The sequence below is a fragment of the Alphaproteobacteria bacterium genome (assembly GCA_017308135.1).
GTDB lineage: Bacteria > Pseudomonadota > Alphaproteobacteria > CACIAM-22H2 > CACIAM-22H2 > Tagaea.
Genome location: JAFKFM010000008.1, coordinates 956,038 through 975,303, shown reverse-complemented (window position 1 = coordinate 975,303; position 19,266 = coordinate 956,038). Strand labels below are relative to the sequence as shown.

Genomic DNA, 19,266 nt, shown 5'->3' with positions numbered 1-19,266 from the left:
GCCGCCGATGATCCCGGCCTCTCCGTTGAAGATCGGTCTGATCGCCAGCGGGGGAAGACTGCCCGAGTTGCTGCGCGAAGCGCGGCCCGACATGTTCGTGCTCGGCCTCGAAGGCTCGGTCGATCCCAAACTCGCCGATGTGATTTTGCCCGTCGGCAAAGCGGGTGCGATTTTCGCCGCGTTGCGCCAAGCGGGCTGCACGCATGTCGGCATGGCCGGCTTGTTCTTGCGCCCGTCTTTCGCGGGGCTCCGGCTCGACTGGACGGGCTTTCGCGTGCTGCTGCGCCTGCTGCCCGTGTGGGGCGGGGACGCATCGCTGCTTGCGCGGGTCCTCGCCGAAGTCGAGCGCGCGGGCTTCACGGTCATGGGGGTGCCGGAATTGCGGCCCGATCTTCTCGCGACGGCCGGCGCTTACGGAAAGGAATCACCGACGGACAAGGAGCGCGCGGATATCGATGCGGGCTTCGCCGCCGCCAAGGCCTTGGGCCGGACCGAACGCGGCCAAGCCGTGCTGGTGCGCGACGGCGAAGTGCGCGCCAAGGAAGGGCGCGGCGGCACGACGGCGCTGATCCGCAACGCGCCCTTGCCGGGCGGCATTCTGGTGAAGGCGGCGATGCCGGGACAGGACCGGCGCGTCGATCTGCCGACGATCGGGCTCGACACGATCGATCAGGCCAAGCGCGCGGGCTTGCGCGGCATTGCGGTGGAGGCGGGGGCGGCGATCGTCATGGATCGCGACGCGATGGCGCAAGCGGCCGACGCGGCCGGCATCTTCGTCTATGGCGTGGCGCCATGACCGGCAAGCTGGTCTTCCTCGTCGCGGCCGAACCGTCGGGCGACAATCTCGGCGCCAAGCTGATGGCGAGTTTGCGCAAGCAAGATCCGTCGTTGCGTTTCGCCGGAATCGGCGGCGAGCGCATGGCGGCCGAAGGTCTGGAAACGCTGTTCCCGATCGGCGATCTGTCGGTGATGGGCTTCGTCGAAGTGCTGCCGAAACTTCCGGTCATTCTCGACCGGCTGAAGCGCACGGCCAATGCGATCCGCGCGGTCAAGCCCGATGTCGTCGTGCTGATCGACGCGCCCAGCTTCGGCTTGCGCGTCGCCGATCGCGTGCGCGATACGGGCGTCGCGATCGTCCAATACGTGGCGCCGCAGCTTTGGGCATGGCGTCCGGGGCGCGCGAAAAAACTCAAGCGCCGCGTCGACGCGATCCTGGCGCTGTTTCCGTTCGAGCCGGATTTCTTCGCCACGCTGGGCTTGAAGGCGATCTATGTCGGCCATCCGTCGATCGAAGCCTTGCCGGTACCGGGCGCGCGCGACGCCTTCCGCGCGGCGCGTGGCATCGCGCCCGACGATCTGGTGATCGAGGTTTTGCCCGGCAGCCGGCGCGGCGTGTTCAACCGCATGGCGCCGATCTTCGGCGACGCGCTGCGCTTGTTCGCAGCTGGCCGCAAAGCGCCGGTGTTCCTGTTGCCTTATGTCGCCAACACCGACGCGCTGTCGATCGAATTCGCCAAGACGCTGCCTGGCCGCGTGGTGCGCGTGAATTCGCCCGACGACAAGCGCGCGGCGATGGCGGCGGCCGACGCGGCCCTCAGCATTTCGGGCACATCGGTCTTGGAACTCGCGGTCGCGCGATTGCCGGTCGCGGTCGGGCACAAGGTCAATGCGCTATCCGCATTCCTCGCGCGGCGCCTGATCAAGGTGACGCATGTCACGCCGCCGAATTTGATCGCGGGGCGCGAGATACTGCCCGAGCGTTTGCAGGAGGCGTGCACGCCCGAAACGCTGGCCGCCGATCTCGCGCGTCTCGTCGACGACAAGACTTACGCGGCGGCGATGCGCGGCGAATTCGACGCGGTGTGCGCGAAGCTCGGCGAAGGCGAAATCCGAAAGGGGGTCTATCCGTCGGATCGCGCGGCGTCGGCCGTGCTGGAGCTTCTCAGCCGTAGATCTTGAGGATGCGTTCGCGATGCGCGCGCGTCGCTTCCTCGATTTTCAGCGCGACGTCCAGCGCCTGAAGCCCGGCGCGCCCATCGACCAGCGGCTTGTGCTTGCCTTGCACGGCGCCCAGGAAATTGTCGATCTCGGCGGCCAGATCGTCGCCGTCGGCGTATTCCCGCTCGATGCGCTCGACCGGCGGCAGTCCGGGCGCCCAAGGCTCGCCGTCGCCCCGGCGAATAGCGGCGAAGCGCCGGTTTTGCAGATCGATGCTGACATAGGATTCGCGGCCGAAGAGGCGCATGCGCCGTTCGGTCGTCCGGCTCACGCGGCTCGCGGTGATGTTGGCCACACATCCCGACGCGAATCCCAGGCGCACATTCGCGATATCCTCCTCCTCGGTCACGACCGGCGTGCCGATGGCGTGGATCGATTCGACGGGCGAATTCGCGAAGGCGAGGACGAGGTCGATATCGTGGATCATCAGATCGAGAACGACCGACACGTCGAGCGCGCGCGGCTTGAACGGGTGGATGCGCACGCTTTCGATATAGAGCGGCGTGCCGACGAACGTGGCGGTTTCCAAGCGCTGCAGCAGGAAGCGCTGGAGATGCCCGACCTGCAGCACCACATTGCGCCGGTCGGCCAACGTCACCAGGGCGGCGCCTTGTTCGACCGTCTCGGCGATCGGCTTTTCGATCAGCACATGGATGCCCGCGTCGATCAGGTCGCGCGCCACGTCGTGATGCAGCACGGTCGGCACGACGACCGACACCGCGTCGACTTTGCCGATCAATTCACGATGATCGGCGAAGGCGGCCACACCGTATTTGCCGGCGACCGTATCGCGCGTCCCGGCATCGGCGTCGACGATTCCGACGAATTGCGAGAGCGGCGACTTGGCGTATTTGTCGGCGTGGTAACGGCCGAAATGGCCGGTGCCGATCACGGCGGTCCTGACTTTGTCCATGGCGCCGTCCTACAGCGTTTCGGGGGCTGGCGCAAAGCCCCGCGACGCGCCATTCTGCCGCCCTCTTAGGGGAGCCCGACGCGATGACCGAATTCCGGATGCTGCATACGATGATACGCGTGTTCGACTTGGACAAGTCGATCGCCTTCTATTGCGACAAGCTCGGCATGAAATTGCTGCGCAAAAGCGACTATCCCGACGGCAAATTCACGCTCGCCTTCGTCGGCTACGGCGACGAAGCGACGAACACGGTGATCGAGCTCACCCATAATTGGGACCACGCGCCCTATAATCTGGGCGACGGTTTCGGCCATTTGGCGCTGGGCGTGAAGGATATCTACGGCGTGTGCAAAAAGCTGGGCGAATCGGGCGTGAAAATCACCCGTCCGCCGGGGCCGATGAAGCACGGCACGACCGTGATCGCCTTCATCGAGGATCCGGATGGCTACAAGATCGAATTGATCGAGAAGTAAGGAAACCGGCGCCGGTCCCCCAAGCGGGGGCCGGCCAAAGCCGGTCTCAGACGCCCGCTTTGAGGGCGAAAACGCCGAACGCGATCAAGAACATCGCGAAGCCGGCCCAACGCGCGATACGCGCCAAACCGGGCTGGTTGTCGTTGGCGGCGGGGGGCAAACGGCGGCGGCCCAGCATCGACCCGAGACGGGCGGCGGGCACGAATTCGACGCGTTCCTGGCGTTTGGCGTTCAGCACGGCATTCCTCCCGGGGGAAAACCCCGGCCCGCGTTGTTCGCGGGCTCGGGGTGTTCGTAGCTCGGTTAGGCGCGTTTGTCGAGCGGGACGAAGGGGCGGTGCGCCGGGCCGGTATAGAGCTGGCGCGGACGGCCGATCTTCTGTTCCGGGTCCTCGATCATCTCGTTCCACTGGGCGATCCAGCCCACGGTACGGGCGAGCGCGAACAGCGCCGTGAACATGGCGGTGGGGAAGCCCATCGCCTTCAGGATGATGCCCGAATAGAAATCGACGTTCGGGTACAGCTTCTTCGAGACGAAATACTCGTCCTGCAACGCGATACGCTCCAGTTCGACAGCGATGTCGAGCAGCGGATCGTTCTTGATGCCGAGCTCGCCCAGCACTTCCTGGCAGGTCTTGGCCATCACCTTGGCGCGCGGATCGTAGTTCTTGTAGACGCGGTGCCCGAAGCCCATCAGGCGCACGCCTTCGTTCTTATCCTTCACGCGCTTGATGAATTCGGGGATGCGGTCCTTGTGGCCGATCTCCGCCAGCATCTTCAGCACGGCTTCGTTCGCACCGCCATGCGCCGGGCCCCACAACGTGGCGATGCCCGCCGCGATGCAGGCGAACGGATTGGCGCCCGACGAACCCGACAGACGCACGGTCGATGTCGACGCGTTCTGCTCGTGGTCGGCGTGCAGGATGAAGATGCGGTCCATCGCCTTGGCGAGGACGGGATTGACCTTATAGGGCTCGCACGGCACGCCGAAGGTCATCTGCAGGAAGTTGTCGGCGTAGGGCAGGTTGTTCTGCGGGTACATGAACGGCTGGCCGATCGAATATTTGTAGGCCATCGCCGCGATGGTCGGCATCTTCGCGATCAGGCGGTACGACGCGATCATCCGCTGGTGCGGATCCGCGATGTCCAGGCTGTCGTGATAGAAGGCCGAGAGCGCGCCGACCACGCCGCACATCACCGCCATCGGGTGCGCGTCGCGGCGGAAGCCGGAGAAGAAGCGGTTGATCTGCTCGTGCAACATCGTGTGCAGCGTGATGTCGCGGTCGAACTGCTTCTTCTGATCGGCGTTGGGCAACTCGCCCTTCAGGATCAGATAGGCGACTTCCATGAAGTCGCTCTTCTCGGCGAGGTCTTCGATCGCGTAGCCGCGATGCAGAAGAATGCCCTGGTCGCCGTCGATATAGGTGATCGCCGACTTGCAAGCGCCGGTCGAGGTGTAGCCCGGGTCGTAGGTGAAGAAGCCGGTGTCCGTGTAGAGCTTGCGCACGTCGATGACGTCGGGGCCCACGCTGCCCGACAGGACGGGGAAATTGTAGTCTTTCCCGGTGGCTTTGTCGGTCAAGGTCACGGATTTCGACATGCGGTTCCCCTCGATTTGCTGGAGTGCGGAGCGCGGACTTCGCTCCTCGTATGAAGCATGGGTATGGGGCCTGGATGGGCCCCCGTTTAGGCCCGGACGGGCCTCGGCATTTCGCAGTTGCGGCATTGGAGCCCAGCCGCCGGATTTTGGCAAGGGCAGGGTGATGATATCTCAGCCCTGGGCCCTGCCGTAATCGCCGGGCGGCTATGCCGCTAAAGCGTCGTCGATCCGGCCGAGCGTCTCGTCCTTGCCCAGAATGGCCATGACTTCGAAAATCGGCGGCGACGTGGCTTGGCCGGTCAAGGCGCCGCGCAGCGGCTGGGCCAGCAGGCCGAGCTTCGCACCCTCGGCTTCCGCCGCCTTGCGGAAGGTTTCTTCGAGGAAAGCGGCATTCCAATCCGCCGCCTGCGCCAACAGGTCGCGGCCCTTGGCGAGATTGGCTTTCGCATCGCCCGCGAGAAGCTTCTTTGCGCCGTCGTCAAGGGCGAGGGGGCGGCTGCGCACGTAGAACACCGCCGCCTTGGCGAGTTCCAGCAGCGTCTTGGCGCGCGCTTTCAGTCCGCCCATGCCGGCGATCAGTCGCGTCTTGCCCTCGGGCGAGATCGCGACACCGGCTTCCTTCTCGATCAGCGGCGCGGCGTGGCCGAACAACACGTCGTCGGCGGTCTCGCGCATGTAATGGCCGTTGAGATTGTCGAGCTTCTTGAAATCGAAGCGCGAGGCCGATCGGCCGACCGCGTCGATATCGAACCATTCGATCGCCTTGGCGGTCGAAATGATTTCCTCGTCGCCATGCGCCCAGCCCAGACGCAGCAGGTAGTTGCGCATCGCCTCGGGCAGATAACCCATATCGCGATAGGCATCGACCGCCAGCGCGCCGTGGCGCTTGGAAAGCTTCGCGCCGTCGGCCCCGTGGATCAGCGGGATATGCGCGTAGACCGGCGTGGGCCAGCCCAAACGCTCGATCAACTGCATCTGGCGCGCGGCGTTGTTCAGATGGTCGTCGCCGCGAATGACATGCGTCACACCCATGTCGTAATCGTCGACGACGACCGACAACATGTAGGTCGGCGTGCCGTCGGCGCGCAGCAGGATCATGTCGTCGAGTTGATCGTTGCCGATCGTCACGTCGCCTTGCACGCGGTCGCGGATCACGGTCACGCCGTCCTGGCGCGCCTTCAAGCGCACGACGGGTTTGACGCCTTCGGGCGCGTCCTTGGGATCACGGTCGCGCCAGCGGCCGTCATAGCGGATCGGCTTGCCGGCGGCTTTCTGCGCCGCGCGCATGTCGTCGAGTTCCTGCGGGCTCGCATAGCAATGATAGGCGCCGCCCGAGGCGAGCAATTGGTTCGCGACTTCCGCATGACGATCCATACGCGCGAATTGGTGGACGACCTCGCCGTCCCAATCGAGGCCGAGCCACTTCATGCCGTCGAGGATGGCGGCGGTCGCTTCGGGCGTGGAGCGCGCGCGGTCCGTATCCTCGATGCGCAGGCGGAACGTGCCGCCGAAACGCTTGGCGTAAAGCCAGTTGAACAACGCCGTCCGCGCACCCCCGATATGCAGATAGCCGGTGGGGGACGGTGCGAAACGGCAGACGATCTTGTCGCTCATAGGAAAACCGTATTAAATCCAAAACTTGAGATAGGCGGGACGGACCGCCGGGACCTGCCCGGCGCGGCCACTGCCTAGCACATGGCCCCGCCCCATGCATCGTTTCGATCCGCCCGACGCTCTTGCGCTGCCCGCAAGGACGGACGGGCTCGCCGGGTTCGTCGTTCGTACCGGCGAAGCGATGCGCGGCCGGCTGGTGCTGTGGCTGCCGGTCGCGTTCGGCACCGGCACGGGCGCGTATTTCGCGCTGTCGGTGGAGCCGGATTTCTGGATCGCGCCCGCCTTCGCCGCGATGGCTTTGGCCTTCCTGATTCTCGGTCGCAGCGTCGGTTCGGTGCGCGTGCTGGCGGCGGCTTTGCTGGCGGCGAGCACGGGTTTCGCGTTGGCGCAAATCCGCGCGCAGGATGTCGCCGCCCCGGTGATCGAAAAGCGGATCGGTCCCGTCGCGATCGAAGGCCGTGTGATCGAACTCGCTTTGCGCCCCGAAGGAACGCGCGTGACGCTCGACCGCTTGTCGATCGCGGGGCTCGATCCGGCGGCGACGCCGGAGACCGTGCGCTTGCGGATCGACGCGAAGCTCGGCGCTTTCGCGCCCGGCGACGATATCCGCGTGGCGCGCGCCTTCGTGATGCCCCCGCCGGGGCCCAGCGCCCCCGGCGCGTTCGACTTCACGCGCCAAGCCTGGTTCGAACGTTTGGGCGGGGTGGGCTACGCGCTCGACGCACCCCTTGTCGTCGCGCGGGCACCCGTTTCGATGCCGATGCAAACGCTCGCGCGCTGGCGGGCGGAGGTGTCGCGCCGCATTCTTGAAACACTGCCGCCGCCGGCGGGGCCCATCGCCGCCGCGCTGATCGCGGGCGAGCAGGGCGCTGTTTCGCAAGAGGCACTCGAAGCCTTCCGCGATTCAGGCCTTCAACACATTCTGTCGATCTCGGGCCTGCATATCGGCATGGTCGCGGGCATCGTGTTCTTCGCGATCCGCTTGCTGCTCGCCTTCGTACCGGCGATCGCGTTGGGCACCGACACCAAGAAGATCGCGGCCCTCGCCGCGCTGACGGCAATCACCTTCTATACGTTCTTCGCGGTGGCGAGCGTGCCGACGACACGATCTTGGTTGATGACCGGCATCGTGCTGCTTGCCGTGTTGATCGACCGCACGGCGATCACGCTGCGTTTGGTTGCCTGGGCCGCCGCCGCGATCCTCGCCTTCCGGCCCGAAAGTCTGCTGAGTGCTTCGTTCCAAATGTCGTTCGGCGCGGTCGTGGCACTCGTCGCGGCGTGGGAAGCCTCGCGCGACACGTTCCAGCGCTGGCGCGCCGACCGGCGCTGGACGCGCCGTGCGTTCGTGTGGTTCGCGGGCGCCACGATGACGTCGGTCGTCGCGGGGTTCGCGAGTGCCCCTTTCGCGCTCTACCATTTCAATCGCTTCGCGGCGTTCGGCTTGCTCGCGAATTTCCTCGGTGTGCCGCTCACCGGCCTATGGATCATGCCGTGGGCGATCGTCGCGGGATTGCTGTTTCCCTTCGGTCTCGAATCCTGGGCGCTGATCCCGATGGGCTGGGGCATCGACCGCTTGCTCGATATCGCGCGCTGGGTCGCGGGGCTCGACGGAGCGGTAGCACTTTTCCCCGCGATGCCGCTCTGGGGCATGGCGCTGACGGCGTTCGGTGGATTGTGGCTGTGCCTGTGGACCGGCCGTGTGCGCCTTGCCGGTGCCCCCGCCGTGATCGCGGGATTGCTGTCGCTCGCCACGGTCGAGCCGCCGCATATCCTCGTCTCCGGCGACGGGCGTTTGATGGCGGTGCGCGACGAGGCGGGACGCTTGATGCTGTCGCGCCCGCGCGGCGGCGGATTCGCGCGCGAAACCTGGCTGCGCCGCGACGGCGAGATCGACGAAGGCATCGAGTCCTGGCCGCGCATCGGCAAATCGCTCGACGGCAGACTCGATTGCGCAGTCTCGCATTGCGTCTATCGCGCGAACGGCGCGACGGTGGCGCTGGTGCGCCAGCCGCGCGCACTTCCCATCGCCTGCCGCGACACGGATCTGACGATCGCGCCCGTGGCGCTTTACGCGACCTGCCGGCGCATGACCGGGCGCGCGATCGATCGCATGGATCTGCTGGCCGACGGGGCGCACGCGATCTGGATCAAGGACGGCGCGTTGCGGATCGAAACCGTGCGCGCGGCGCAAGGCCAGCGCCCGTGGGTTTCGCCGCCGCGCTTGCGCGAGCCCGAATTCCGGCGCTGAAAACGAAAAACCCCGGGGTTTCCCCCAGGGTTTTCCGGCCCATCGGAAAGGCTAAGGAGTTGGCGGCGCTAGCCGTCGAACTTGCGCACCAGCGCGACCATCTTGCCCTGCACGCGCACGCGGTCGGGCCCGAAGATGCGGGTTTCGTAGTTCTTGTTCGCCGGTTCCAGCGCGATCGAAGCACCGCGGCGGCGGAAGCGCTTCAGCGTCACTTCCTGTTCGTCGATCAGCGCCACGACGATCTGCCCGTTCTCGGCGCCTTCGGCCTTCTGGATGATGACCGTGTCGCCATCCAGGATGCCGGCTTCGATCATCGAATCGCCGGCGACTTCCAGCGCGAAATGATCGCCCCTGCCCAGCAGCGACGGCGGCACGTCGATCGCGTTGGACGTATCGCGCACCGCTTCGATCGGCAGACCGGCGGCGATGCGCCCGTAAAGCGGCAGCTTCACCACTTCGTTGGCGTTGGCGACGGCGGCACCGCCCAGCGGCATCTTGCCGTCGCCGCGAATGAGCTGCGGACGGAAGCCGCGCGTGGCGGCGGCTTCGGCCGCCGGCATCGCGGTGTTCGACGCGGGCTTGACGCCTTGCGCCGCCAGATTGTCGGGCAGGCGCACGACTTCCAGCGCGCGCGCGCGATGGGGCAGGCGGCGGATGAAGCCGCGTTCTTCCAGCCCCGTGATCAGGCGATGGATGCCCGACTTGGATTTGAGACCCAGCGCATCCTTCATCTCGTCGAACGAGGGCGGGACGCCGATCTCGGTCAGCCGCTGATTGATCAGCAGCAGCAATTCGTATTGTTTGCGCGTCAGCATGGTTCGCCCTCGCGTCGCGGGCCCGCCCGGAAACGCCGGGCAGGCGGGGTTGATCGGGGTCCGACGGGGCACCCGGCCGATTGCACTAAAAAGCGCCACCGATGGGGTGTCCCGCTGCACCACCCGACAACATGTCGAAAACAGAGGTGCAACGGACTATGAATGTTCTAGTTCGGTTCGTGCCCTCGGTCAAGCCTTATCCACAACCGGAAAGCTGCGGCGAATTCAGGCCAGAGGGAGAACGGAAATGGAATCGCCTTTTTGCGCGGCCGGCGCGCTCGCCGGGCGGATCGCCAAAGCATCGGCCCGGGCGAGGACCGAGATCATCGAGCTGTCCTGTTTCTCGAACGGTGTGGCGATCAGATTGCCGCTCGCGTCGCGCGTCAATGCGCTGCGCAGATAATCTTCGCGCCGATCATTGGCGGGCAGATCGCGGCCGAGTTTCGCCGCGACAGGCTGCGGCAACACATCGGCTTTGCCGAGCAGCTTGGCGATGGCAGGGCCGAGGAACAGATGCGCGCAGACGAAGCCCGACACCGGATTGCCGGGAAGCCCGAGCAACGGGATCGCGCCGAGCGTGCCGAACATCAGCGGTTTGCCGGGGCGCATCGCGATCTGCCAGAAATCCAGCGACAGGCCTTCTTCGCCCAACGCCGAACGCACGAGATCGTGTTCGCCGACGGAAGCGCCGCCCGAGGTGACGAGAAGATCCGCACCGGCGGCCCCGCGCGCGAGTTCCTTCAACGCTGCCGGATCATCGGGCGCGATCGGCAACACGATCGGCTCGCCGCCCGCGCGGCGCACGAAAGCCGCGAGCGACGGACCGTTCGACGAAACGATCTGGCCTTTCTTGGGGGCAGTGCCGGGCAACACGATTTCGTCGCCGGTCGCGAGAATGGCGACACGCGGACGCCGGCGCACGCTGAGCCATGCATGGTTCGATGCGGCCGCCAAACCGATATGGCGCGGATCGAGCGTCAAGCCTTCGCGCAGGACCACGTCGCCTTCGCGGAAATCGAGCCCGGCGGGACGCACATAAGTGCCGCGCTTCACGCTTTCCTTCGGGCGGACGATGCCGTCGCTTTCCTCGGCGTCCTCTTGAATCAAAATCGTGTCGGCACCTTCGGGCACTTCGCCGCCGGTGAAGATGCGCACGCATTCGCCTTGCCCGACTTTGCCGTCGAACGGATGGCCGGCGGGCGCTTGGCCGATGCGCTTGAGCGATGCGGGCAGCGACGCGATATCGGCGGCGCGCACGGCGTAGCCGTCCATCGCCGAAACGGGAGCGGACGGCTGCGTGAGGCGCGCGCGCAGATCCTCGGCGAGCGTACGACCCAACGCGGCGTCGAGGCCGATCGTCTCCGCGCCGATCGCGCGAAGACCGGCAAGGATGCGTTGCTGGGCTTCCGCGACCGGGATCATGCTTGTTCGAATGTGCCGGATTTGCCGCCGGTCTTGCGCACCAGGCGGATATTTTCGATGCGCATGCCGCGATCGATGGCTTTGACCATGTCGTAGACGGTGAGGGCAGCTGCCGACACGGCCGTCAGCGCTTCCATCTCCACGCCTGTCTGGCCGGTGACCTTGACGCGCGCTTCGATCTCGACCGCGTTCTCGGCCTCGTTGGGCGAAAGCTCGACTTTGACGGACGACAGCAGCAGCGGATGGCAGAGCGGGATTAATTCGTGCGTCTTCTTCGCGGCCATGATGCCCGCGACCTGGGCGATGGCGAGCACATCGCCCTTCTTGATCCGCCGCCCGACGATTTCCGCGAGCGTCGCCGCATCCATCACCACGCGTCCGCGCGCGATCGCTTCGCGTTCCGTCGCATCCTTGGCCGATACATCGACCATGACCGCGTTGCCCGCGGCGTCGAAATGGGTGAGCTTGCTCATCCGATGAGAGCCTTCGTCGCGGCGGTGACGTCGTCTTGCAGCATCAGGCTTTCGCCGACCAGGAAGGCGCCCGCACCGGCCTTCGTCAGGCGGTCGATATCCGCGCACGTCTTGATCCCGCTTTCGGCGACCAGCAGGCGATCTTTGGGCGCCATCGGCGCCAAACGCTCGAATGTCGCCAGATCGACCTTCAGCGTTTTTAGATTGCGGTTGTTGACGCCCAGCATCGTCACCGTGCCGCCGGGGCCGGTGGCGGGCAGCTTCAACGCGCGCGCCATTTCTTCCTCGTCATGTACTTCGGCCAGCACGTCCATGCCGCGCATCAACGCGAGTTCGCACAGATCCTGCACAGTGCAATCGTCGAGGCAGGCGAGGATCAGCAGAATGCAATCCGCCCCCAGCGCGCGGCTTTCCTCGATCTGGTATTCGCCGAGCATGAAATCCTTGCGCAAGGCGGGCAGGGGAACCGCGTCGCGCGCGGCGACGAGATACGCATCCTCGCCTTGGAAATAGGGCTTGTCGGTCAGTACCGACAGGCACGTGGCCCCGCCATCGCGATAGGCGCGGGCGAGTTTCGGCGGATCGAAATCGGGACGGATCAGGCCTTTGGACGGCGAAGCCTTCTTGATCTCCGCGATCAAGGGTACTGCGCCGCGCGTCTTGGTCGCGCGCAAAGCGTTCGCGAAACCGCGCGGCGGCGGCAGCTTCTCGGCCTTGGCGCGCAACGTATCGACGGAGACGCGCAGTTTGCGCTTGCCGACTTCGATGGCCGTGTCCGCGCAGATTTTCGCCAGCACGTCGTCCATATCAGGCGGCCGAACGGTTGGTGATTTCGATCAAGGCTTCGAGCGCGCGTTTCGCCGCGCCGGAATCGATCGAGGCGCCGGCTTGCGAAATGCCCTGCTTCAGATCGGCGGCGGCGCCCGAAACGACCAGCACGGCGCCCGCGTTCATCATGACGACGTCGCGCAGCGGTCCCTTCTTGCCGTCGAGCAATTCGCGCAGCAGGGCGGCGTTTTCCGCCGGTGTGCCGCCCTTCAAATCCTCGGGCTTGGCGCGGGCGATGCCGACTTGCTCGGGCGTCACTTCGAATTCGTTGATCTTGCCGTCGCGGAACTCGGCGATGAAGGTCGGGCCCGTGGTCGTGATTTCGTCGAGCCCGTCGGACCCGTGCGCGACCCAAGCGTGTTCGGAACCGAGGCGGCCCAACGTCTCGGCGACGGGGCGCACCCATTTGCGCGCGAACACGCCGACGAGCTGGCGCTTCACGCCCGCCGGGTTGGCGAGAGGGCCGAGCAGATTGAAGATCGTGCGGGTCCCCATCTCGACGCGCACGCCGCCGACATGGCGCATCGCGGAGTGGAAACGCGGCGCCATCATGAAGCCCACGCCGGCCTTGGAGATCGCGTATTCGACGAGCTTCACGTCGCATTCGACATTGACGCCGAGCGAGGTGAGGATGTCGGCCGCCCCCGATTTTGACGAGAAGGCGCGGTTGCCGTGTTTGGCGACTTTCTGGCCCGCACCCGCGACGACGAAGGACGACGCGGTCGAAATGTTGAAACTGCCCGACGCGTCGCCGCCCGTGCCCACGGCTTCGACCGCACCGGCCGGCGCGTTCACCTTCAGCGCTTTGGCGCGCATCGTGCGCGCGGCGGCGGCGATCTCGTCGACGGTTTCGCCGCGCACGCGCAGCGCCATCAGAAAGGCGCCCATCTGGGCGGGGGTGGCGTTGCCCGACATCATGATGTCGAACGCCTGCTCGGCCTCCGCCTGGGTCAGGGCATGGCCGTCGGCCACGCGCGCGATCAGCGCCTTCAACTGGGTCATGTCGCCGGCCATTTTTATGCGTCTCCCTCGATCCGGAGGGCGGTTATAGCCGAGTTTGGCGGGCGCTGTCAGGCGCCGCCGGTATCCCGCCCGGCCAGGAACTCGGCCACGCTCGGCTCGGTTTCGCGCGCGCCGTGGGGGGCGACGGTGCGGTCGGGGGGCAGGACCAGCGTCACCGATGTGCCCTTGGCGGGCTCCGACGCGATTTCGAGGTCGCCGCCATGCATCCGGGCGAGCGATAGCGACAAGGGCAGGCCCAGCCCCGTGCCCTGGTGCTTGCGGGCGAGCGTGTTTTCGATCTGGCGGAAGGGTTGCAACGCCAGGGGAATATCCTCCGTGCGCATACCGATCCCGGTATCGCGCACGCGCACGAACACGCCGCCGTTTTCGCGCAAACCCGTTTCGACGTCGACCGCGCCGTCGGCTTGGGTGAACTTCACCGCGTTCGACAGCAGGTTCAGCAAAATCTGTTTCAGCTTTCCGCGATCGGCCCACACGACAGGCAGATCGCCGCCCGACGGCACGCGCAGTTCGACGCGCGCGCGTTGCGCGCGCTCGCGCACCAGCCGCGCGCAGGATTCGAACACGCCGCCCAGATCGACCTGTTCTTCGCGCAACGTCGCTTCGTTCGCCTCGATCTTCGACAGGTCCAGAATGTCGTTGATCAGCGTCAGCAGATGCTTGCCCGATTCCTCGATGTCCTTGACGTATTCGGCGTAGCGCTGGTCGCCCAAGGGCCCGAACAGCTGGTCGTTCATGATCTCGGCGAAGCCGATGATGGCGTTGAGCGGCGTGCGCAATTCGTGACTCATATTGGCCAGGAACTGCGACTTGGCGCGGTCGGCGAGTTCGGCGGTTTCCTTCGCCTCGCGCAACGCCGCTTCGGTCGCTTCGCGCGCGGTGATGTCGGTGAAGGTCGCGACATGGCCGCCGCCCTCGATCGGGCGCATATAGACGTCGATCACGCGCCCGTCCGTCAGGCGCTGGATGATCGTCACGGGCTTGCGCGAGCGCGCGCCCTTGATGCGTCCGCGGACCGCCTCGCGCGCGGCTTCGTCGTCGTAATGGCCTTTGCGGATCGACACGCGCAGCAGATCGATCAGCGATGCGCCCTCGCGCGCTTCGCTTTCGCTGAGCTTGAAGAGTTCGAGATAGCGCGCGTTGCGCACGATCAGGCGCATGCGCCGGTCGTAGACGGCGATGCCTTGCGCCATGTTGGCGAGGGCGAGTTCGAGCTGGGCGCGCTTGGCTTCGAGCTGTTCGCGCAGAATGGCGAGCGAGTCTTCCGCGCGTTTACGCTCGGTCGCGTCGAGCGCGATGCCTTCCCACATCACCGCGCCGTCCGCTTGGCGGCGCGGGCGCGAGGTGATTTCGAACCAGCGCTGCTCGCCGTTCGCGTGACGCACGCGGCCGGTCCAGTGGATCGGCCGCATATCTTCGGCCGAGCGTTTATAGGCGCGGCGCAAGGATTCGAGATCGCGCGGATGGGTGTATTCGTTGAGGATGCGCCCGCCGTCGCGCGCCGCCGCTTCGCGCGACAGGCCCAGCAGGCGTTCGACACCTTCGCTGATCCACACGAAATCCGCCCGGCCGCCGGGCGGCTGGATGCGCTGGAACACGATGCCCGGCACGTTGCCGACCAGCGTTTGGAAGCGGTGCTCGGATTCCAGCAGCGAGGCTTCCGAATCCTCGACGCGCCCCAAATGCCGGCCCAGCGACAGCAGCAGGAACAGGAACGCCGCGACGACGAGCGCGGAGAAGGGCATGCTGATCCCCAGCGTGCCGCGCCATTCGGCCATGAAATTGTTCGTGGGCGCGCCCGCGACGACCGCGAAATGCCGGTTGGCGACGCGCCGCGCCACGCTCACGCGCTCGATCCCGTCGAGACCCGGCAGCGTGGCGACGATAGGTGCGCCGTTCGCCGCCTCGGCCGCGCGCACGAGACCGGCGAAAGGCAAGGTATCGAGCGCGCGGTCGAGATAGCGCATGTCGTCGGGCGCGCGCACCACGACCCAGCCGCGCGTATCGACCAGCGCCAATTCGCGTCCGCGCCCGTCTTCGAGACCGAGATAGAAGCGCGCGAAGGCGGCGGCGGGGATCTCCGCCGCGATCGCGCCGATGACTTGGCCCGGCAGCACGCCGGTGATCGGCGCGATGGCGAACAGGGCCGCGCCTTCGTCGACCAATTGCGGGCGCAGGATCGCGGTGCCGCTCGCGGGATCGGCGATGGCGCGCATAACGGCGGCGCCGACGGCGGCGGGCATTTCGCGCGGCGGCGCGCCGGCACTGGCGGCGATGTTGCCGCGCGTGTCGAAGACGGCGAAGGACCGGAAGCCGCCATCGGCGCTGAGAAACCGGCCGAGCATCGCGGACAGGCGGATCGTATTCGTCCAGCCGTCGGGATTGGCGACGCTCGCCGCTTCGTTGGCGACGGTCGCGACGACGAACTCGACGCGCGCGATCACGCTGTCGGCTTGATCGGACAGGACCGAGGCGAGAATGCGCATTTCGCGCGTCGCGTCGGCGCGCGCGCGGTCGGTCGCGTGCGTCGCGCTGTAGACGAAATAGCCGAAGAACCCCACCGCCATCGCCAGCGCCAGGCCCAGCAGCGCGAAGCGATAGCGCGTGCGGCCCAGCGAACGCGGTCCGAGGCGGACCGTCTGCCGGAGATTGACGGGATCGGTCACTGTCTTTTGCGGGCGAAGGCCGAGTAGCTGCACGCCCGGCCGTTGGCGAGTGCCGTGAATGTCGAGGCGCCGAAGCGCCCATCGATGCCGTAGGAGTCGCCGCCGCTGCGGAACGCCGTGATCACGCGCCCATCCGCTTCGATGAAGGCGAGGATCCGATCGACGACGAGGTCGGGCTGCTGGCTGTCGAAGATCTCGCCGCGCGCCTCGCCCGAAGCGACCTGAACCCGCAGTTTGAACGAATTGGGGCAGCTATAGACGGGCCCGGAGGAGCGGGTGACGTCGCCTTCGTAAATCCCGTCGAGCGTGGCCACGCCGCCCGGCGGCAGGCGCTCGGTGCAGGCGGACAACGCCCCGGCGAGGGCGGCGAGCAGCAGAAATCGGGCGCGAATCATCATCCATCCATATGCGCAGGTTTTGACGAATTAACGCTTAATCCGGGGGCTGCGGCAAGTTGACCCCATCCGGTCCGACCGGTTTCGCCATATAACCTTGACCTTCCCAGAACGGTAAGGATCATCCTTTGGTCATGACCATAAATTCGATCCCTCGAACCGTTCCGCCCGTCACGCTCGATCTGAAGATCGGCGGGATGACCTGCGCATCCTGTGTGGGACGGGTGGAAAAGGCGCTCGCTCAAGTGCCGGGCGTCGCCCAGGCCCGCGTCAATCTCGCGACCGAGAAGGCGCGGCTCGATATCTCGGGCGCAGCGGGCGATGTGCTGCGCGCGGCGATCGAGCGCGTGCGCGATGCGGGCTATGACGCCGCCGCCTGGTCGGACAAAGGCGAACGCGCGGCGACGCAAGCCGCCAAGGATGCCGCCGATCTGGCGCACGAAAAGCGGCTGACGATCCTCGCTTTCGTCTTGTCGGCCCCACTGGTCGCTGAGATGGCCGCCCATTGGGGCTGGTTCGATTTTTCGCTGCCCGGCTATCTCGCCCTCGCTTTGGCGGCGCCGGTGCAATTCTGGCTGGGCGCGCGCTTCTATGTCGCGGGCTGGCGCGCCTTGCGTGCGGGTACCGGCAATATGGATCTGCTGGTGGCGCTGGGCACGAGTGCCGCGTTCTTCTACAGCGCCTGGCTGATCGCAAGTCATCCGCCCGGCGGTCACGCGCACCACTACCTGGAAGGGGCCGCCGTCGTGATCGCGCTGATCCGGCTCGGCAAGTTCCTGGAGGCCCGCGCCAAGCGCGCGGCGGGCGATGCGGTGCGCGGGCTTCTGGCCCTTGCCCCCGCCAAAGCACATCGCGTTTCGGGCGACGAAGAAACCGAGATCGATGCCGATCTGCTCGCCCCCGGCGATGTCGTGCGCGTGCGGCCGGGCGAACGTTTCCCGGCCGACGGCATGGTGATCGCCGGCAAATCGGAAGCCGACGAAGCGATGCTGACCGGCGAAAGCCGCGCCGTCGCCAAGGACAGCGGCGACAATGTCGTCGGCGGCGCGCTCAACGGGACGGGTTCGCTCGACGTGAAGGTGACGGCCTCGGGCGCCGACACGGCGTTGTCGCGCATCGTGGCGCTGGTCGAAAACGCGCAAGCGTCGAAGCCGCCGATCCAGCGCCTGGTCGATCGCATCTCGGCCGTGTTCGTGCCCGCGATCGTGCTGGTCGCGATCGCAGCACTGCTCGGCTGGTGGTTGCTCGATGGCGATCTCGACACCGGCCTCGTCGCCGCGATCAGCGTGTTGGTCATCGCGTGCCCTTGCGCGCTGGGCCTTGCGACACCCACGGCGATCGTCGTGGGGACGGGGGCGGCCGCGAAATTCGGATTGCTGATCCACGATGCCGACGCGCTGGAACATGCCGCGCATGTCGACCTCGTGGTGTTCGACAAGACCGGCACGTTGACCGAGGGCAAACCGCGCGTCGCGTCCGTCGCGGGCGATGCGCAGACGCTGCGCTTGGCGGCTTCGTTGCAAGCGCGCTCCGAACATCCGCTGGCGCAAGCGATCTTGAAAGCGGCACCCGGCCCGGCGGCTGCGGCCGAAGAATTCCGCGCCCATCCGGGGCGCGGCGTGTCGGGCCGTGTCGAGGGCCGCGACCTTATCTTGGGCTCGCTGCGCTACATGAGCGAAAGCGGCGTCGATTTGTCGGCGCTGCAAGGCGCCATCGATGCGGCGGAAGCCTTGGGGCAAACGCCGACTTTGCTGGCGGAAGGTACGCGCGCGCTCGGCTTGATCGCATTGGAAGATGCGCCGCGCGCTTCGGCCGCCGCCGCCATCGCCGCAATCAAGAAACTCGGCGTCGATGTGGCTCTGCTGTCGGGCGACCGTCAGGCGGCCGCGCACGCGACGGCCGCGAAACTCGGCATCGATAATGTGCGCGCGGAGGTTTTGCCCGCCGGCAAGGCCGACGCGATCCGCGCATTTCAAGCGCAGGGCAAGCGCGTGGGCATGGTCGGCGACGGCGTGAACGACGCGCCGGCCCTCGCCGCCGCCGATTGCGGTTTCGCGATGGGCACGGGCAGCGACGCCGCCATCGGGACGGCGGGCATCGTGCTGCTGCGCGCCGATCCCATGCTGGTGCCTGCCGCGATCGATTTGTCGCGCGCGATCCGCAAACGCATCGCCGGCAATCTGTTTTGGGCCTTCGCCTACAACGTCGCGGGCGTGCCGCTCGCGGCGCTGGGCTTGCTCAGCCCCGCCATCGCGGGGGCGGCGATGGCGCTGTCCTCGGTCAGCGTGGTCGCCAATTCGCTGCGCCTGCGCGGCTGGAAATTCGACGGAGAGACGAAATGAATATCGGCCAAGCGGCGGAGAAGGCGGGCATCAGCGCCAAGTCGATCCGCTATTACGAAAGCGTGGGTTTGATCGCGCGCGCGTCGCGGCGCGATAACAACTACCGCGACTACGGCGACCAGGAGATCGCGGAGCTGCGCTTCATCCATCGCGCGCGGTCGCTCGGGTTTTCGGTGAAGGAAGTCGGCGATCTGCTGGCCTTGTGGCGCGACCGCAAGCGGGCGAGCCATCAGGTGCGCGAGGTCGCCCAGCGCCATATCGACGATATCGAACGCAAGATCGCCGAGCTGCAATCGATGCGCGCGACGTTGCACACGCTGGTCGCCAAATGCCACGGCGACGATCGGCCGGATTGCCCGATCCTCGAAGACCTCGCCTCCGGCAAGACTCATTGCGGGGGCGGCAAGCCGCAGGGCGACTAGCGTGCCGGAGTCGCGCGCGAATCGGTGTATGGAGC

The 19,266-nt window shown here is 66.6% G+C and carries 17 protein-coding genes; 6 read left to right on the top strand and 11 right to left on the bottom strand.

The features are described from left to right. Nucleotides 1-7 precede the first annotated feature (7 nt). Together lpxI and lpxB are read left to right on the top strand one after the other, a co-directional pair. On the top strand, nucleotides 8-796 hold the full coding sequence (gene lpxI / locus J0H39_12885; GenBank protein ID MBN9497645.1) for a UDP-2,3-diacylglucosamine diphosphatase LpxI: 789 nt from the start codon (nucleotides 8-10) through the stop codon (nucleotides 794-796). Beyond that, nucleotides 793-1,959: a lipid-A-disaccharide synthase gene (lpxB, locus tag J0H39_12880; protein ID MBN9497644.1), complete on the top strand. Its 1,167-nt coding sequence runs from the start codon at nucleotides 793-795 to the stop codon at nucleotides 1,957-1,959. Before lpxI ends, lpxB begins: the two co-directional genes overlap by 4 nt. Here the strand turns inward: lpxB and J0H39_12875 are convergent. Further along, a complete protein-coding gene (locus J0H39_12875; GenBank protein MBN9497643.1) occupies nucleotides 1,943-2,911 on the bottom strand; it encodes a Gfo/Idh/MocA family oxidoreductase in 969 nt (322 codons plus the stop codon). The genes lpxB and J0H39_12875 overlap by 17 nt on opposite strands. A gap of 83 nt (nucleotides 2,912-2,994) precedes the next feature. Here J0H39_12875 and gloA point away from each other — a divergent pair, with 83 nt between their 5' ends. Next, entirely contained in the window at nucleotides 2,995-3,384 is a 390-nt protein-coding gene (gloA, locus tag J0H39_12870; protein ID MBN9497642.1) for a lactoylglutathione lyase, read from the top strand. Nucleotides 3,385-3,430: 46 nt separating this feature from the next. Here gloA and J0H39_12865 read toward each other — a convergent pair whose 3' ends face one another. From J0H39_12865 to J0H39_12855, 3 genes are all read right to left on the bottom strand, one after another. Next, the gene (locus tag J0H39_12865; protein ID MBN9497641.1) at nucleotides 3,431-3,622 is read right to left on the bottom strand and encodes a hypothetical protein; all 192 of its coding nucleotides are present in this window, start codon (nucleotides 3,620-3,622) and stop codon (nucleotides 3,431-3,433) included. Nucleotides 3,623-3,687: 65 nt separating this feature from the next. Beyond that, nucleotides 3,688-4,983, bottom strand: coding sequence for a citrate (Si)-synthase (gene gltA, locus J0H39_12860; GenBank protein ID MBN9497640.1), 1,296 nt, complete (start codon nucleotides 4,981-4,983; stop codon nucleotides 3,688-3,690). A gap of 204 nt (nucleotides 4,984-5,187) precedes the next feature. After that, on the bottom strand, nucleotides 5,188-6,597 hold the full coding sequence (locus tag J0H39_12855; GenBank protein ID MBN9497639.1) for a glutamate--tRNA ligase: 1,410 nt from the start codon (nucleotides 6,595-6,597) through the stop codon (nucleotides 5,188-5,190). A 94-nt stretch (nucleotides 6,598-6,691) separates the two neighbouring features. On the opposite strand from J0H39_12855, the gene J0H39_12850 reads away from it, so the two are divergent. After that, nucleotides 6,692-8,845 (top strand): ComEC/Rec2 family competence protein, encoded by a 2,154-nt coding sequence (locus tag J0H39_12850; GenBank protein MBN9497638.1) that lies wholly within the window; start codon nucleotides 6,692-6,694, stop codon nucleotides 8,843-8,845. A 68-nt stretch (nucleotides 8,846-8,913) separates the two neighbouring features. Here J0H39_12850 and lexA read toward each other — a convergent pair whose 3' ends face one another. The 7 genes from lexA to J0H39_12815 form a co-directional block, all read right to left on the bottom strand. After that, nucleotides 8,914-9,660: a transcriptional repressor LexA gene (gene lexA, locus J0H39_12845; GenBank protein MBN9497637.1), complete on the bottom strand. Its 747-nt coding sequence runs from the start codon at nucleotides 9,658-9,660 to the stop codon at nucleotides 8,914-8,916. Nucleotides 9,661-9,885: 225 nt separating this feature from the next. Beyond that, the gene (locus J0H39_12840; GenBank protein MBN9497636.1) at nucleotides 9,886-11,082 is read right to left on the bottom strand and encodes a molybdopterin molybdotransferase MoeA; all 1,197 of its coding nucleotides are present in this window, start codon (nucleotides 11,080-11,082) and stop codon (nucleotides 9,886-9,888) included. Beyond that, entirely contained in the window at nucleotides 11,079-11,555 is a 477-nt protein-coding gene (gene moaC / locus J0H39_12835; protein ID MBN9497635.1) for a cyclic pyranopterin monophosphate synthase MoaC, read from the bottom strand. Before moaC ends, J0H39_12840 begins: the two co-directional genes overlap by 4 nt. After that, entirely contained in the window at nucleotides 11,552-12,361 is an 810-nt protein-coding gene (trpC, locus tag J0H39_12830; GenBank protein MBN9497634.1) for an indole-3-glycerol phosphate synthase TrpC, read from the bottom strand. Before trpC ends, moaC begins: the two co-directional genes overlap by 4 nt. A gap of 1 nt (nucleotide 12,362) precedes the next feature. Further along, nucleotides 12,363-13,397, bottom strand: a complete 1,035-nt coding sequence (gene trpD, locus J0H39_12825; protein MBN9497633.1) for an anthranilate phosphoribosyltransferase — start codon at nucleotides 13,395-13,397, stop codon at nucleotides 12,363-12,365. Between the two features lie 56 nt (nucleotides 13,398-13,453). After that, nucleotides 13,454-16,072 carry a PAS-domain containing protein gene (locus J0H39_12820; protein ID MBN9497632.1) on the bottom strand — a complete coding sequence of 873 codons (2,619 nt, stop codon included), beginning with the start codon at nucleotides 16,070-16,072 and terminating at the stop codon, nucleotides 13,454-13,456. Continuing rightward, nucleotides 16,069-16,470 carry a hypothetical protein gene (locus tag J0H39_12815; GenBank protein MBN9497631.1) on the bottom strand — a complete coding sequence of 134 codons (402 nt, stop codon included), beginning with the start codon at nucleotides 16,468-16,470 and terminating at the stop codon, nucleotides 16,069-16,071. Before J0H39_12815 ends, J0H39_12820 begins: the two co-directional genes overlap by 4 nt. A gap of 131 nt (nucleotides 16,471-16,601) precedes the next feature. Here J0H39_12815 and J0H39_12810 point away from each other — a divergent pair, with 131 nt between their 5' ends. Together J0H39_12810 and cueR are read left to right on the top strand one after the other, a co-directional pair. Next, on the top strand, nucleotides 16,602-18,809 hold the full coding sequence (locus J0H39_12810; protein ID MBN9497630.1) for a copper-translocating P-type ATPase: 2,208 nt from the start codon (nucleotides 16,602-16,604) through the stop codon (nucleotides 18,807-18,809). Continuing rightward, nucleotides 18,806-19,231 (top strand): Cu(I)-responsive transcriptional regulator, encoded by a 426-nt coding sequence (gene cueR / locus J0H39_12805; GenBank protein MBN9497629.1) that lies wholly within the window; start codon nucleotides 18,806-18,808, stop codon nucleotides 19,229-19,231. The genes J0H39_12810 and cueR overlap by 4 nt, the downstream gene beginning before the upstream one ends. The last annotated feature ends 35 nt before the right edge of the window (nucleotides 19,232-19,266 follow it).

What these genes read in the sequence shown, in the direction of transcription:
- lpxI (MBN9497645.1), top strand. Translation starts at nt 8, where the DNA reads ATGATCCCGGCCTCTCCGTTGAAGATCGGTCTGATCGCCAGCGGGGGA.
- lpxB (MBN9497644.1), top strand. Translation starts at nt 793, where the DNA reads ATGACCGGCAAGCTGGTCTTCCTCGTCGCGGCCGAACCGTCGGGCGAC.
- J0H39_12875 (MBN9497643.1), bottom strand. Translation starts at nt 2,911, where the DNA reads ATGGACAAAGTCAGGACCGCCGTGATCGGCACCGGCCATTTCGGCCGT.
- gloA (MBN9497642.1), top strand. Translation starts at nt 2,995, where the DNA reads ATGACCGAATTCCGGATGCTGCATACGATGATACGCGTGTTCGACTTG.
- gltA (MBN9497640.1), bottom strand. Translation starts at nt 4,983, where the DNA reads ATGTCGAAATCCGTGACCTTGACCGACAAAGCCACCGGGAAAGACTAC.
- J0H39_12855 (MBN9497639.1), bottom strand. Translation starts at nt 6,597, where the DNA reads ATGAGCGACAAGATCGTCTGCCGTTTCGCACCGTCCCCCACCGGCTAT.
- J0H39_12850 (MBN9497638.1), top strand. Translation starts at nt 6,692, where the DNA reads ATGCATCGTTTCGATCCGCCCGACGCTCTTGCGCTGCCCGCAAGGACG.
- lexA (MBN9497637.1), bottom strand. Translation starts at nt 9,660, where the DNA reads ATGCTGACGCGCAAACAATACGAATTGCTGCTGCTGATCAATCAGCGG.
- J0H39_12840 (MBN9497636.1), bottom strand. Translation starts at nt 11,082, where the DNA reads ATGATCCCGGTCGCGGAAGCCCAGCAACGCATCCTTGCCGGTCTTCGC.
- moaC (MBN9497635.1), bottom strand. Translation starts at nt 11,555, where the DNA reads ATGAGCAAGCTCACCCATTTCGACGCCGCGGGCAACGCGGTCATGGTC.
- trpC (MBN9497634.1), bottom strand. Translation starts at nt 12,361, where the DNA reads ATGGACGACGTGCTGGCGAAAATCTGCGCGGACACGGCCATCGAAGTC.
- trpD (MBN9497633.1), bottom strand. Translation starts at nt 13,397, where the DNA reads ATGGCCGGCGACATGACCCAGTTGAAGGCGCTGATCGCGCGCGTGGCC.
- J0H39_12815 (MBN9497631.1), bottom strand. Translation starts at nt 16,470, where the DNA reads ATGATGATTCGCGCCCGATTTCTGCTGCTCGCCGCCCTCGCCGGGGCG.
- J0H39_12810 (MBN9497630.1), top strand. Translation starts at nt 16,602, where the DNA reads ATGACCATAAATTCGATCCCTCGAACCGTTCCGCCCGTCACGCTCGAT.
- cueR (MBN9497629.1), top strand. Translation starts at nt 18,806, where the DNA reads ATGAATATCGGCCAAGCGGCGGAGAAGGCGGGCATCAGCGCCAAGTCG.